Source organism: Saccharibacillus endophyticus (genome assembly GCF_013185185.1).
Classification (GTDB): domain Bacteria; phylum Bacillota; class Bacilli; order Paenibacillales; family Paenibacillaceae; genus Saccharibacillus; species Saccharibacillus endophyticus.
Genome location: NZ_JAAZWE010000005.1, coordinates 174,934 through 189,063, shown reverse-complemented (window position 1 = coordinate 189,063; position 14,130 = coordinate 174,934). Strand labels below are relative to the sequence as shown.

The following is a 14,130-nucleotide window of genomic DNA, read 5'->3' as shown; positions in this document are numbered from 1 at the left end:
CCGGTTCTCCAAGGAGAGCCGGGTTTTATGAAGATCAGACCTTTTCTAGGAGGTCTGATCGGCGAGAAAGTCATGAATCGAAGCAAGCACGGCTTTTTTGTGCGTGCCGAATCGCGTGTCGGATTTTAACGGAACGAGGCGGCGCTTAGCGGGCATTTTGAGGAGTCTTGAAATTTTAACGGATTCAGCCGACGCTTAGCATGAAATCGTGCTGTTTTTGGGTCTGAAAAAAGGCGAATCGTGCGTCTAAAGGATATGAGATCCGTTAAAATCGCGCCAATGGTTATTTCGCGGCTCTAAAGGACATACGATCCGTTAACCTTGAACCCGTTCTTCTCCCGGCCCAAATATCGTTAAAATCTACATGCTGTCGAAAAGCAAAATTCATGCAGCGCTTGAAGTTTGCGAAGACACGGAACGCTCCGAAGCGGCGGCAGCCAATTCAGCATCTCCGTCGCGGGCAGCGAGCAGGCTATCCACGCCTACGCCGATTTCTTTGGAAGCGATAAAGTAGGCGGCCAACGCCATCAGGGCCAGATCCAATTCGTAACCCGGAGAACCATTATTTCCGAGCAGTCCGGCAGGCAGCTTGACCGTGACGATGGCGCCGATCATCACCGCGATGAATCCGACGGCGGACAAGCGAGTTAGCAAACCGAGAATCATCATCGTGCCGCAGACCAATTCCAGCATCGCAATCATATAAGCGAGGAATCCCGGCAGTCCCAGCGCGACAAACCAATCCGCCGTATTCCCGATTCCTCCGATCAGTTTCGAAATTCCATGCCCCAAAAAGATGATCCCCAACACAAGCCGCATCCCGGTCGCCGTCCACTTCATCGCCATCTTCAATCGCTCCTCGCAAGGTTCTATGTAAAGGTAAGTTGTTAACTAATTATAATATAACTAGTTAACTTAAGTTCGTCAATTACTTTTTGTAATTTGTTGAGTGGTACACAAATTTCTACCCAACACAAAAAAGACGAACCGATAAAAGTTCGTCTTTCCGTTGAAATCATTTAGCTGTTGCGCGGCGTATAGTCCAGATCTTTGAACAACCGATCCAGCTCCTTCGCCGTCAGATCGCGCCATTTGCCGACCGGAAGGCTGTTCAGGTGGATGTTCATGATACGAATACGCTTGAGCGCGCGCACGTTATACCCCAGCGCTTCGCACATGCGGCGAATCTGGCGGTTCAGGCCTTGCGTCAGCGTGATCTGGAAAATGAACTTGGACAGCTGTTCGACTTCGCACGGCAGCGTCGTCGTATCCAAAATCTCCACGCCCGCCGCCATCTTTTTCAAAAACTCGGGGGTAATCGGACGGTCGACCGTGACGATGTATTCTTTTTCGTGGCGGTTTTCCGCACGCAGAATCTCGTTCACGATATCGCCGTCGTTCGTCAGCAGGATCAGGCCTTCGGAATCTTTGTCCAGCCGTCCGACGTGGAAGATCCGCTGCGAGTGGCCGACGAAGTCCACGATATTGCCTTTGACGCTTTTTTCCGTGGTACTGGTAATGCCGACAGGCTTGTTGAGCACCAGATAAACGTTCTCCTGCGCGGCCTTTTCCTTGATCCGCTTGCCGCTTACCCGAACGTCGTCGCCCGGCTCGACCTGGCTGCCCAGATCGGCTTTTTCGCCGTTGATCGTGACTTTGCCTTCCGCGATGATCTTGTCCGCCCCGCGTCGCGACGTGAAGCCGGACTCGGCGATATATTTGTTAATTCGCACTGGTTACGCACACCTTTCTGGTTGGGGAAAATACTCTGTTTACCATATCGCAAAAGGGGCCGGGTGTACAGGTTGCAGACGCAAACAAAAAGCCGGTTCACTTGAACTGGCTCAGGCTGTCGAGAAAGTCACGGTTGCGGGAGAAGTCATCAGGCTCCGAGAAAAATTCGTTCCGGTCGCGTGTTGAAATCGGGAAAAAGGATTAAATTTTTAGCGGAATTTTCCCGATTTCAAAGGCGATCACTATCGTTCCTTCACTGAATTTCTCTCTCCGCCTGCTGACTTCCAGCTATGTCAGGCTTTCTCGACACGTTGGGCCGGTTCACTTGAACCAGCCTTTCTCCTTGAACCTCGTGATGGCTTCGATCCGATTGCCTACGCCGAGCTTGTCGAGGATGACGGATACGTAGTTGCGCACCGTTCCGTTCGTCAGCGACAGTTCGCTGGCGATCTCCTTCGTGTTTTTCCCTTCGGAGATCAGGAGCAGCACTTCTTTTTCCCGGTCGGTCAGCGGATTGGTTTCGGCATAAGGCGCGTCGTCGACCAGCTCGGGCGCGTAGATGCGCCGGCCGGACATGACGCTGCGGATCGCTTCCCCAAGTTCTTCGCTCGGGCTGTCTTTCAGCAGGTAGCCGTGGGCGCCCGCCTTGATCGCTCTTTCGAAATAGCCGGAACGGGCGAACGTCGTCAGAATCAGCACGCGGCAGCCGGAACCTTTCAACTCTTCGGCGGCTTCAAGTCCCGTCTTCTTCGGCATCTCGATGTCCATCACGCAAATATCCGGTTTGTGCAGCCTGACCAGCCGTACGGCTTCCTCGCCATCGGATGCCCGTCCGACCACTTCCATATCGTCCTCCAGGTCAAGCAGCGAAGCCAGCGCGCCGAGCAGCATTCGCTGGTCTTCCGCAATGACGATTCTGATCATTCGTTATCCCTCCTTGTCCGCAGCGGGTTCAGCCGCGATCTCAGGTTCGCGCTGCGCCAACACGTTCGGGATGCGCAGCGTCAGCAGCGTTCCGCGTCCTTCCGGAGGAGCCGCGGAGATATCGAGGCTTCCGTTCACGAACTCCAACCGTTCCCGCATGCCCCGAAGCCCGCTGCCTCGCGCATTCACGCCGTCTTTCAGACCATTGCCGTTGTCGGCGACTCGCACGACCAGTTCGGCGGGAAGCGGCTCGATCTCGATCAGGCAGGAAGTAGCTCCGCTATGCTTCACGATGTTCGTGACCGCTTCCTTGAGGCACATGCTGACCACATTCTCGTTGAGCAGCGACGTGCGCGTTTCTGCCGGATCGCCGATCAAAGTGAACTCGATCTCCGCCGCTTTCAGTATTTGCCGAAGTCGGTGAATTTCGTCCTCCACATGCGTGCCGCGCATCTGGGTCACCAGCTCGCGCAGTTCTTTTAACACGACGCGCGCCGTCTGCTGAACGTCACGAATTTCTTCTTCGGCCCGATCCGGATTTTTCGTGACCAGCTTGGCGGCCAGGTCGCTTTTGAGTCCGATCAGCGCCAATTTCTGACCGAGCGTATCATGCAGGTCGCGCGCGATGCGCTGGCGTTCTTCCATGACGACGAGTTCCGAGATGCGTTTGTTGGCGTCTTCAAGCTGTCCTTCGAGCCGCTCGCTGCGGTTGCGGTTATACGTCGTGACCGGCAGCAGGATGACGGCGATGACGGTGAGCGCGACGAACGGCCATTGGTTGAGCATCAGCGGATTCAGATGGATGTAGCCGACGTAAGCCGAAGCGAGCACCGCGGCGAGCTGGATGGAATACAAAGTGAAAAAGCCGCTTTTGCTGCGGATGTTCCCAACGAAATAAGCCAGAAATACCGCGAAATAAATATAGCCGAACATCAAGGTCATCGACACCGAGAACACGATCTGCATGCTCGTCCAAAAATATCGCAGTTGTCCTTTGGACGCGAAGGCCAGCAGGTAGCATACGAAGAACCCGACGACCATGAAGATGCCGGTCACGGCATGAAAAGGCGTGGACGAACGAAAAATGAAATAAAACGGCAAAATATAAAAGACGACCCATACATAAGGATTGAGCCCGGTACTGCGTTGAAAAATCTGATACCACTTCTGCATGATCGACTGACCTCCGCGGCTTTTTGCCGGAACCGATACGAGCCTTCCCGGTGCGTGCGCCGCTTGATTTTTTGTGACCATTATAACCCGCAACCTCCTTTTTCCCAAACCTGGCTTTGTAAAAGCTGCATGCCAAAAACCCCGGAATGCGGGAAACCGGGGTTTTTGAAAACGGAATATCAGTCTTTCGGCAGTGCGGGCGCTTTGGGTTTCAACTCGCGCGCGACGGCTTGCACCGCGTTCTTCGGCAGGCCGCTGCGTACTTTTCGACCATAGCCGGTAAAGCTTTTCGTTTCTTCGTCCCACAGACGGAACTTCAACGATTGAAGACTGGTGCGCAGCGTGATCGTCGTCGCCTTTTGCAGCGGGACGGAAGAGTCGTGCGCTTTTGCCAGATTGTAGTTCGGTACTTTCGGGCTCAGGTGATGCACGTGGTGGAAGCCGATGTTCCCGGTGATCCATTGCAGCGGCTTCGGCAGCTTGTAGTACGAACTGCCTTCGACGGCCGCGTTCACGTAGCTCCACTCTTCTTCGTGTTCGAAGTACGAGTCTTCGAATTGATGCTGCACGTAGAAGAGCCAGATGCCGAACAGTCCCGAGAAGAAGAAGACAGGCACCTGAACCAGCAGGAACGCCTGCCAGCCGATCGCCCAGATCAGCGCCGCGTAAAGCGCCGCGATCAGCACGGTGGTCAGGTGGGTGTTGATACGCTCTTGGCGCTTCGCGCCTTTGCGGTTGAAACGCGACTCGATCAGGAACACGAAGATCGGGCCGAGGCCGAACATCACGATGGGATTGCGGTAAAAGCGGTACGACAGGCGCGTCCAGAATGAAGCCGCCTCATACTCTTCGACCGTCAGCAGCCACATGTCGCCTTCGCCGCGTTTGTCGAGGTTGCTGCTGGTCGCATGGTGGCGGGTGTGGCTGTATTTCCATTTGCGGTACGGCATCATGGTGATGACTCCGGTAATCGTACCGACGATATCGTTAGCTTTTTTGTTTTTGAAAAAAGAGCCGTGCGTGCAGTCGTGGAAAATGATGAACGTTCGGATCACGAAGCCCGATGCTACGAGCAGAAGCGGCAGCGCGAGCCAGTACGAGACGGACAGACTCAGATAACCGCCGACCCACAGCAGAATCAGCGGGACGAGCGTATTGACCATTTGAAGGATGCTGGCTTTGGAATCGGTCTTTTCGTAAGGCTTCATATGTTTTTTCAATTCCGCAATCGGGTTGGCGGATGCGGTTTTCGTGGACGGGTTCATCAATGTAATCCCCTTTCGCGGACGCCGCTCGGGCATCTCTGTTATACCCAGTATAGAAAAAAGCGCTTGCGCTGCGTAGTCATAAACGTCAGATGACGCGGGTGACAAATGTCATACGGCAGTTTCTCTTATTTAAATTTATGAATATACAAAATGGGAGGACAAGAGTAGAATAAGGACGGTTGAATAAGATTGTGAATGAATGAACAATCTTATCTATAGAAATTGAATGATAAAAAGAATAGGGGCTGGAAAAGAAATGAAGAACACTCGCCAAACCAAACGGATTTTCCGCGGGAAACGTCCCGTTATATGGATGATGCTGACCGCTGCTTTCGGAGTAGCGCTGGCCGGCTGCGGCAACGCGGCAGAATCCGATACAACCGCGGCTGCACATACGGAGACCGAGAATGCCGCGGCCACCGAGACGATCACATTGGGACTGCTGCCGTCGATTGATGCGATTCCGTTCATCGTGGCGCATGAGCAGGGATTCGATGCCGAGCAAGGCGTCAATCTGGACATCCAGACGTTCAAAAGCGCGAAAGATCGCGACGTCGCGTTCCAGGCGGGTAAAGTCGAAGGCCTGAGCGCCGATCTGGTTGCGATTTCGATCTATAACGAAGCGGGCCAAGACGTGAAAATCACCAGCACGACCTTCGGCGAATTCGATCTATTGACAGGCAATCCGGACGTGAAGAGCGTAGAAGACCTGAAAGGGAAAACCGTGATTCTGTCCAAAAACACCTCGACCCAATACACGATGGCCATGATGCTGAAACAAGCCGGCCTGACCGAAGACGATATTACCGTAACGGAAGTTCCGCAAATCCCGACCCGTCTGGAATTGCTCAAAAACAACAAGGCGGATGCCGCCGTTCTGCCGCAGCCTTTCGTAACGATGGGCAAGGAAGCCGGACTGAACATCTTGGGCTCCACGCACACGGCAGAAATCAACCCGTTCGTGCTGGCTTTCCCGCAGAGCGTGATTGATGAAAAAGCCGACGCGATCCGCGATATGTACACGGCGTACGATCAGGCTGTCGAGTACATGAAGACGCATGATCAGTCCGAATACATCGACCTGATCATCAAGGAAGTCGGATACCCGGAAACCTTGAAAGATCAAATCGACGTTCCGGACTATGTGCCCGCCAACCAGGCTGATCCGGCGCAGGTCGATTCGGCTTTGGATTGGGCGCGCGAAAAAGGGTTGTTGAACAAAGACCTGCATGCGGCGGATGTGATTTCCGACGTGCAATTCAAATAAGATCGATAATCCGGCACACCAAGGCATAAGGCTAGAAAAGGAGGGGGAAGAATGGAAAAAGGTGTTGTGATCGATTCCCGTCATACTGCTGAAAAGGAAGGTCAAGGTCTGGTTGCTCGCGCGCTGACCGTCGACTACGGAGAAGGGCCGGTATTGGGACCGCTTGATCTTGATCTGCCCGAGCGCGGCATCTATACCGTACTTGGTCCCTCCGGCAGCGGGAAATCGACCTTGCTGAGGGCGGCGGCAGGCTTGCTGCCGGATTTCGGCGGAAGTCTGAGTTATGGCGGACGTCCGATCGGTAGCGCAGGGGTTGCCGGCGCCGATATCCGCATCGGTCTTGTTCCGCAAAATTACGGGTTGCTTCCGTGGCAGACCGCGATCGCGAATGTTCGAACCGCGTTGAAAATCGCCAGACCGGATGAATCGCGAGCCCGGCGTGGAGCCGCGGCGCTTCGTTGGCTGGCATTGACGGGACTGTCCGGACTGGAAGGACGCTATCCGCGCGCATTGAGCGGCGGGCAGCAGCAGCGTGTGGCGATTGCGCGCGCTTTTGCGATCAGGCCGGATTTGCTGCTGTTGGATGAGCCGTTCTCCGCGCTTGATGCGGTCACGCGCGAAGATCTGCAGCGTCTGCTGCTGGAAAGCTGGCGTCAGCAGCCTTCGACCATGCTGTTCGTCACGCATGACGTCGAAGAAGCGATATTGTTGGGCCGAAAGATCGTCATGCTGACGGCTGCCGCAGGCCCTCCCGTGCTGATCGACAACGAAGCCGTCTTTTCCCTGGCGGATGAAGACAAGCGCGACCATGATGCTTTTCACGAGCAAACCCGTCATATTCGCCGAATCATGCGGGAAAGACGGTGATGGAAGTGAAAGCCGAGAAAAAGACAGGGAAAACCGGCGTAAACGGCAGCCCAAAAAACAGCCCAGGCTCGATGCTGCTTCGTTTGCTATCGGTCTTCATCGTTTTGCATGTCCTATGGGGACTGATCGCCGCGCTATTGCAGCGCGACATGCTGCCTTCTCCGCTGGTCGTCTATCGTGCGTTATTGGAGCTGGACGGCGGAGAAATGCTGCTGAATATCGGAACCAGCATGGGCCGGGTCTTTGCCGGAATCGCGCTGGCCTTGATCGTCGGCTTGCTGTCGGGCCTGCTCATGGGACGTTCCCCTCGTTGGAACAAGCTGCTTGATCCGGTCGTCTATCTGACCTATCCCATCCCGAAGATCGCGCTGCTTCCGGTCGCCATGCTCTTCTTGGGACTCGGAGAAGCTTCGAAGATCGTCATGATCGCCCTGATTCTGGTTTTCCAGGTCATTATCTCTGTCCGCGACGGCGTCAAAGCCATCCCGGCTAACACGTACGATGTCCTGACCAGCTTGGGCGCGGGCCGCATGGCGAAGTTCACTCAAATCACCCTGCCCGGCGCATTATCTTCCATACTAAGCACCATCCGAATCTCGCTCGGCACGGCCTTTTCGGTCCTGTTCTTCACCGAAATCTACGGCACCGAACACGGCATGGGCTACTTTATCATGGATGCTTGGCTAAGACTCGACTATCCCGGCATGTACGCCGGAATCCTCCTGTTCAGCGGCGTCGGCTTCCTGCTGTTCGTTCTGGTCGACCTGTTCGAACACCGCTTCATGAAGTGGCGGGCGTAGAGAAAGTCACTTAGGCGGGGGAAGCGAGAAGACTGCGAGAGAAATTCGGTAAATTCGCTGTCTCACTTGGAAAAGTCGATTGAAATTTTTAGTTGAAGTTTTCCAAGTTCAAAGGCGCCTTGACCTGAATTTCTCTCTCCGTCTTCTCGCTTCCAGCTACGTTGGGCTTTCTCGATACGGTAAGGGATAACAATATCCCGGTCGGCTTCCTAACAAGAAGCCGACAACTTACCCCAACCCAAAGCGACGATTCTTTTTGTTTCTCTAAAGTACAAGCGTTCCATCTCAGAGGATGAAAGTTTTAGAAGGTTCTATTTTGAAGGCGAAGCCATAGCGGAGGGAGGAATTCAGTGCAGGAGCGTTAGCGATCGCCTTTGTATTTAAGAAGCTCCCCTATAAAAATTCCAATCAAGCTTCTTAAATGCAACACGCGACCTAAAGCCTTTCGTAGAAAGGCACTTCGTAAGCATCCGCTAACGAATTCCTTCCGCAGCGTCCGCGAAGCCAATCAACGAATAGGAACTACAAAAAGAAGCGAAGGCATTGCGCCCTCGCTTCTTCTTTATGTTAATCAGCTAAGTCGATCAAAGACTCTACTTCGTAGAGACGTCGCCCAACCCCGTACGGTGCAACAGGTTCACCAACAAAGCCGCCGCTTCTCCGGTCGTGCCCTGCCGCTGCGCCACAATCTGGCCGCGGTCGCCTTGGAATAGTCCCGCCGCGTACGCGGCTTCGACATACGAGCTGGCCCAATCGGAGATGCTTCCGGAATCCGGGAAGGCATCCTGCGCGCTTTTACCGCTTGATGTTCCCGGTGTATCCAGCGGCAGGTCGAATTGTCGGCTGGCGTTTACCAGAATCGCGATCATTTCTTCTCGGGTAATGGCCCCGCCTGTCTGGGCGTTATCCGGCAGTCCGTCCAGCAGACCGGCACTGCGCAGCGCCGAAAGCGACGAAGTGCCCGAACCGTAAGCCTCAAGACCGAGCGCCCTCACCGTCATGCGTGCGAAAGATTCGCGGTCCAGCGCCGCGGAAGGCTCGCGCTCTTCAAGAATGCCTTTGACGGAAGCTTCGCCCAAGGCGCTGTCGAACCATTTGCCCGACGCGGCCGGCAATTCATATCGAACCAACAAAACAGGATTGCCGCCTGTCGTATGCAGAACCGCTTGCCCGTCCTTGAAGGTAACCGGAATCGGTACATATTTGCCGTCGACCCACATAACGGCACCGAGTCGGCTGGTATCGGCCCCGTCCGGAATCGGAATCATTTGTTGTCCGTAACGCTTGTCGTAGCCGGTAATTTCGGTAGCTTTCGTGCCGCTGCTTGCCAGCATGCGGAAGGTATAGGCATTGCCTATCGGAACGGCTCCGGCAACTTTGCTCCATGCAGCCTCGCCGGTTAGAACCGCCGACTTTTCGATCTGAATACGAATTTGTACCTGGTCGGAAGAAACGCCCAAGCGCTCGGCCGCCTGACCCAAACGCAGCCGGTCAACCGGGAACGCGATGCCGACGTCGACGGTACTGACGGAGAGCTTATTCGTATTGTTCGCCAACGGTGCCAGCGTTTTGCCGTCGAATACGATTTGCATGTCGGCGGCTTTCAACTGAGGCAGGCGGTAGGCCAAAGTCTCTCCGCGCTTGGCTTGTTGCGAAGCCAGAGTAAGGCCTTCCGCGTTCAGGCGCAGTTCCGCCCTTGGCGTGCCGTTTTGCCCGGTCGAGCGGATCAGGCTGGCCGATCTGCCCGTCAGATCGCCCGCGGATACGGCGAGGACTTGAATCGATTCTTCGGCACTGGCTGCCGAAGGCGCCGGATTTGCGGGTACGAAACTCCCTGAAGAGTTATCGGCAGGTGCCGAAACCAAAGGCCCTGTCGGAGTAGCTTTAACCAAGTTGGAATAGCCCACATGCGAACCTTTGGTCACTTTGAAGCGGAAATGGTACGTTTGCCCGTTGGTCAATCCGATCACGGTCAGGGAGCTGTGCGTAAATTTGGAAATGCTCGATTGCGGCACCTTAATGAACGTCGTCCCGCCGTCCTGAGAGATCTCAAGCACGCCGTCATTGATATTTTCGGGTTTGGTATAATCAAGCGTTACCGTGGTATCGCCGGCCTGCGCTTTCAGGCTTTGCCAAGCAGGGTCCTCGATGCCCGGGCTGCCTCCTCCGCCCGTCTCGCCTTCATGCTCTTCAAGCTGGGCGTTCGGATTATCGATCGTTTCGGCGTATGCCGCGCCGATGCCCAAATACTGGCTCAAATAAGTGAAGGAATCGCCGTCGTAGGCTGCCGGGTCGGCATTGGAAATAGCCGGAGCGCCGGACAGGAGCTGTGCAGTAAGGCCGGTGGTCAATACGGCTGAGCGAAGGATGACTTTCTTCTTGCTGTTTTTGCGGGCTGCATTTTTCTTTTTGCTCATAAGGCACGCTCCTGATCTTCAAGTTAGGGAGTCGGATTCATCAGACGAATGCAGGAAGGAACCAGTAAAGCAGAGGCTTCCAGTTCCCGATTGATGACGCCGACCTTGTTCATGTTTGCTTCGTACAACCAGATGGAACCGTCCTGTTCGATCCCGAGATCGAGTCCGATCTCCCACAGGCGATGCTCCAGACGCTCTTCGATCCGGGCAGCTACGGCATAGGCAAAGCGATCGATCTTCGCGTCCATCTCTTCTTCGCGTCCGGGGAACTGGTAGGGCAAGAACCAGTGCCACTGGGTGAAGGCGCGCAGGTTGGAATGATGATTCACGACTTTATGCCGCTGCTGCGTCGAGATGTACGGCATATGACCGATAATCCGGAAGACTCCTTCCGCGTCGCGAATCAGATGGACGCGTATATGGAACGGCAAGCCTTCCGGGGTGACGCTGTCGATAAATTTTTGCAGAACCATATCTTTGCTTTCCGCCAAGCCCGCAAGCAGGGCGGACAATTGCTCGGCGCCGAGCATGTGGCTGTACACCGGATCGTCGACTCGGTAATGCTCGCCTTCCTTTTGCACCACGATGATGGCGGAGCCTTTCGTCCCGCCGCTCGGCTTGATCACCGTTTGACCGTGCGCCGCGATAAACTCCAACGCACGCTCCGCCGAGTCCAGCGCCATGTAAGGGATCAAGTGCGGTTCTACCGCCGGGTCGCCTGCCAGCATCTCGTACGCTTTCACTTTGTTGAAACTCCCGGCAGGTCGCGAGTGCGTGTTGGGAATGCCTTGCAGTCGGGCATAAGCTTTTTCCGAACGTCGCAATCCGCGCTCTTTGAGGCGATCGTACACGACGTCCGGCAGACGCCGATACTGCGCCGCCCAACGACCGCCCTGAAAACCCGTGGCTCGAATCAGCGGAGAATCGTAAGCCGCGTCGACGGGACGGAACCAGAAGAAGTCGGTTTCGTGGGCGGCGCTGGCAAAAGCCATGGCGTCGTGCAGACGGAAATCTTCATCCTTTTCGGCAACGAGCATTCCGATCGAGCGACGGTTGCGGACAAGAGCGCTTCGGACCTCGTGCAGATGGCGGCAGAAATGGAAAATCCTCACCGCGCGCAATTCCTCGTGATCGCGGGTTTCCGGCGAAGCGTTGGCTTCAAGAAAATAAATGCGGCCTTGCTCGTTCATTAACAAGTCAATTCCCAACTCGTTGCATAAAAAAGGATACGGACGGTTGACGGCTTCCGCCAACCGAAGAGCCGTTTGTTCCAGCTTGATCCGCATAGCGTCAGCTTCGTTTCCGTACAAAGATCGAAGCGTTTCTTCCAAATCAGGGCTTCGGCCGCCTGCGCCGAGGTTGCTGACGAATCCGCCCGGACGCCCGACTCGTGCATACGTACGCGTAACCTGGAATTCGCCGCTGCCGTCACGCTGGATATGCACCCGATAATCAACGGGTTCGTTTTGAGCGGTCAGTGTCGGAAGGTAAGGCTGAACGAGATAGGTTTGCTTGGCGATTAAACTGCGAAGCGATTTGCGCAGCTCGCGCAAATCCTTCAAACGGGAAGCGCCGCTGCTTTCTTCGAAGCGATAACGGCTGCCCGCTTCGGTTTTGACGCGGACGATTCCGCCGCCCCGTCTTCCGTCGGACGGCTTCAGAATGATGTCGCCGTACAACTTCAGCATGTTTTCGGCAGCGGCCGGAGATTCGAGTTTTTCTGTAGGAAGCAAAAACTCGGCGTATTCGGTTTGCAGATATGTGGTGACGCTCTCTTTGTTTCCGATCAAATGAACGGCGAACGGGACCTGGGTACGGAGAACTTTTTCCTGTTCGGGACGTGTGGAGGAGAGTTCAGGCGATTCGTTTAGCACAACATCCGGGTACGGCGTCTCGCGTTGATGGAGTTGGCCGTTATGGGCGTGCAGCGCCGTAACAGTCCCTCGTTCCGTATCGATTCCGTTGACGCCGAAAAAGCAGAGTTCGATGCCTTGACGCTCCGCCTCCGCGATGAGAGCATCGATGCGATTGCGGCCGACGGATTCGAATGGATCGCTGCGATGGTAAACGCCGATTAACATGGGAACGAATAAGCCTCCTATTCAAATAGAGAAACAAATGTAAAGTATACTTCGGTCGGAACTGGCTTTTTTTGAAGGTTTTCAAGGTTTGATTCCAACAAAAAATCATCCGAAAGGCGTAAACCTTCAAGATGATTTTTGTAGGAGTATGTCGAAGACTCTAAATGAAGCGGATTTTGACGAAGGGCAGCTTTTGGATTAGAACCTTTTCGACACCGGAATCCAAATCTCGCTCCGATAATCCGGCGCGCTCTGATCCCGCTGTTCGTTCCACAACATTTCCGGTCCTTCAGCCTGCTGATAAGCAGACGACGGGAACCATTCCGAATAGATGCGGCCCCAAATATCCTGCAAAGTATCCGGGAACTTGCCGACTGATTCGAATACCGCCCAGGTGGATGCCGGAACTTCAAGCGAAGCCCATCCGTCCGGAGCCGAAAGGGTGGTGGCGGCTCCGATGTAGTGATCCAGCCCGCCTTTCTCCTCCATGCGCTCCTCGGAGAAATTCGTCGATGCGCTGACGAGACCGATCGGATCCGTGTTCGACAATTCTTTCATGATCCCGATCTTCTCCGCATCCAGACTCTGCCACATCGCCGCAATGTCCGGGTTAACCCCATTGAACACAACGGGCACCCGCTTCATGATCCCCGCAACCCGAAAAGCTTCCTTTTCCGCAATGCGATAATTCATTTGATTTCCTCCTTCTATCGTTAATCGGAAAGTCATAGGCGGATAGGCTTTGAGCAGATGTCCGCCCCGGCGCGCTTCGGACGGCGTGACGTGATGCAGCTGCCTGAATGCCCGAGTGAATGCGTCAGCCGAATCGTATCCGTACTTGAGCGCGAGATCGAGTATACGTTCTGCTCCGCTTTGCAGCTCGAATGCAGCCAACGTCAGCTTTCTGCGCCGAATGTATTCGGACAGCGTCACGCCCGCCAGAAATGAGAACATTCGCTTGAAATGATGCTCCGAGCAAACGGCGATCCGTGCTGCTTTTTTTAAGTCGATGCCATCGTTCAAATGTTCCTCGATATAAGTCATCGCTTCATTCATCTTTTTCAAAGAATCCACGGCATGTCCCTCCTTGTTTCTTAAGTTAACAAAAATCGACCGTACCGACCCGACCTTTTGCGTTCTGGTTTAAACGGGTTGGCGCAAGGGGCTTTCGGTTCGTTTTTTCAAAGGCGCGAAGGGTATAATGAGAAGTAGTTTACGATTTGGAGGATTTGCGATCATGCTTCAAGATCATTGGTTTACGGTGCAGCGCATCGACGACCGGACTTATGCCATCAGCGAATACGGGCACTGGGAGAAGGTGCATTCTTTTTTGCTGCTCGGGCAGGACAAGGCGGCGTTGATCGACACGGGCCTGGGCATCGACAATATCAAACGGATCACGGATCGGTTGACGGACCTGCCGATCGACGTGCTGACGACGCATGTGCATACCGATCATATCGGCAGTCATGGACGCTTCGAACGTCTTTACGTGCATGAATTGGATCGGGATTGGTTGGAAAAAGGGAGCACGGACCTGACGCTTCAACAGATTCGCCCGGATATTCTGGTGCGGGCAGGCATCGGTTCGAAAGGTTC

At 54.7% G+C, this 14,130-nt stretch carries 11 protein-coding genes and 1 pseudogene; 4 read left to right on the top strand and 8 right to left on the bottom strand.

The genetic code is table 11. The features are described 5' to 3' along the window. Positions 1–384 precede the first annotated feature (384 nt). From HRQ63_RS18230 to desA, 5 genes are all read right to left on the bottom strand, one after another. A complete protein-coding gene (locus tag HRQ63_RS18230) occupies positions 385–846 on the bottom strand; it encodes a DoxX family protein (RefSeq protein ID WP_172246432.1) in 462 nt (153 codons plus the stop codon). Between the two features lie 173 nt (positions 847–1,019). Beyond that, on the bottom strand, positions 1,020–1,733 hold the full coding sequence (gene rluF / locus HRQ63_RS18225; protein ID WP_172246431.1) for a 23S rRNA pseudouridine(2604) synthase RluF: 714 nt from the start codon (positions 1,731–1,733) through the stop codon (positions 1,020–1,022). A gap of 322 nt (positions 1,734–2,055) precedes the next feature. Continuing rightward, on the bottom strand, positions 2,056–2,658 hold the full coding sequence (locus HRQ63_RS18220) for a response regulator transcription factor (RefSeq protein WP_172246429.1): 603 nt from the start codon (positions 2,656–2,658) through the stop codon (positions 2,056–2,058). Positions 2,659–2,661: 3 nt separating this feature from the next. Next, positions 2,662–3,831 carry a sensor histidine kinase gene (locus HRQ63_RS18215; RefSeq protein WP_172246901.1) on the bottom strand — a complete coding sequence of 390 codons (1,170 nt, stop codon included), beginning with the start codon at positions 3,829–3,831 and terminating at the stop codon, positions 2,662–2,664. Positions 3,832–4,010: 179 nt separating this feature from the next. Continuing rightward, positions 4,011–5,096, bottom strand: coding sequence for a Delta(5) desaturase DesA (gene desA, locus HRQ63_RS18210; RefSeq protein ID WP_172246427.1), 1,086 nt, complete (start codon positions 5,094–5,096; stop codon positions 4,011–4,013). A gap of 259 nt (positions 5,097–5,355) precedes the next feature. Here desA and HRQ63_RS18205 point away from each other — a divergent pair, with 259 nt between their 5' ends. The 3 genes from HRQ63_RS18205 to HRQ63_RS18195 are packed head-to-tail and all read left to right on the top strand — an operon-like array spanning position 5,356 to position 8,033. Further along, positions 5,356–6,366 carry an ABC transporter substrate-binding protein gene (locus HRQ63_RS18205; protein ID WP_172246425.1) on the top strand — a complete coding sequence of 337 codons (1,011 nt, stop codon included), beginning with the start codon at positions 5,356–5,358 and terminating at the stop codon, positions 6,364–6,366. Between the two features lie 51 nt (positions 6,367–6,417). After that, on the top strand, positions 6,418–7,233 hold the full coding sequence (locus HRQ63_RS18200; RefSeq protein WP_172246423.1) for an ABC transporter ATP-binding protein: 816 nt from the start codon (positions 6,418–6,420) through the stop codon (positions 7,231–7,233). Then, positions 7,233–8,033 (top strand): ABC transporter permease, encoded by an 801-nt coding sequence (locus tag HRQ63_RS18195; protein ID WP_229714319.1) that lies wholly within the window; start codon positions 7,233–7,235, stop codon positions 8,031–8,033. The genes HRQ63_RS18200 and HRQ63_RS18195 overlap by 1 nt, the downstream gene beginning before the upstream one ends. Positions 8,034–8,626: 593 nt before the next feature. Here HRQ63_RS18195 and HRQ63_RS18190 read toward each other — a convergent pair. The 3 genes from HRQ63_RS18190 to HRQ63_RS18180 form a co-directional block, all read right to left on the bottom strand. Beyond that, a complete protein-coding gene (locus tag HRQ63_RS18190; protein WP_172246421.1) occupies positions 8,627–10,450 on the bottom strand; it encodes an S-layer homology domain-containing protein in 1,824 nt (607 codons plus the stop codon). A gap of 23 nt (positions 10,451–10,473) precedes the next feature. Then, entirely contained in the window at positions 10,474–12,531 is a 2,058-nt protein-coding gene (locus HRQ63_RS18185) for a YheC/YheD family protein (protein ID WP_172246419.1), read from the bottom strand. Positions 12,532–12,729: 198 nt separating this feature from the next. Further along, positions 12,730–13,605, bottom strand: coding sequence for an AraC family transcriptional regulator (locus tag HRQ63_RS18180; protein WP_172246417.1), 876 nt, complete (start codon positions 13,603–13,605; stop codon positions 12,730–12,732). 163 nt (positions 13,606–13,768) lie between these two features. On the opposite strand from HRQ63_RS18180, the pseudogene HRQ63_RS26035 reads away from it, so the two are divergent. Next, positions 13,769–14,098 (top strand): annotated as a pseudogene (locus tag HRQ63_RS26035) (MBL fold metallo-hydrolase); the annotation flags it as partial. Positions 14,099–14,130 lie beyond the last annotated feature (32 nt).